This window comes from Sphingobium sp. D43FB, assembly GCF_002312805.1.
In the GTDB taxonomy this organism is placed as follows: domain Bacteria; phylum Pseudomonadota; class Alphaproteobacteria; order Sphingomonadales; family Sphingomonadaceae; genus Sphingobium.
Window position 1 is genome coordinate 1 of sequence record NZ_NMUA01000224.1, and the last position, 412, is coordinate 412.

Here is a 412-nt window from a genome sequence, read left to right on the forward strand (position 1 = left end):
TACCAATAGAACGAATATCCGCCAGCACCATTTGTTTGGCGGCGTCACCCACCACGACAATGGAAACCACCGACGCAATACCGATAATAATCCCCAGCATGGTCAGTAAAGTACGCATTTTATTCGCTGCCAGCGCCCGCCATGCCATCGTCAGCGCCTCGTTAAAACCGCTGACAAACTGCCGCCAGCCAGACACCGTGTTGACAACAGGTTCCGTCCCGCCAGTAACATTCACTTTTTCAATGGCGGGAGGATTGCGCACAATTTCGCCGTCGCGAATTTCGATCACCCGCTCGGCCTGAGCAGCGACCTGCGGATCGTGGGTGACGATAATCACCGTATGCCCACGATCGCGCAGCTGATGCAGGATCGCCATCACCTCTTCGCCAGAATGGCTGTCCAGTGCGCCGGT

Annotated in this window: 1 protein-coding gene; it reads right to left on the reverse strand. The window is 56.1% G+C overall.

The window, feature by feature from the left end:
• Window positions 1-376, reverse strand: a 376-nt coding sequence (locus SxD43FB_RS24125; protein ID WP_217988853.1) for an ABC transporter permease, incomplete at its 3' end; no start/stop codon positions are given.
• Between the last annotated feature and the right edge of the window lie 36 nt (window positions 377-412).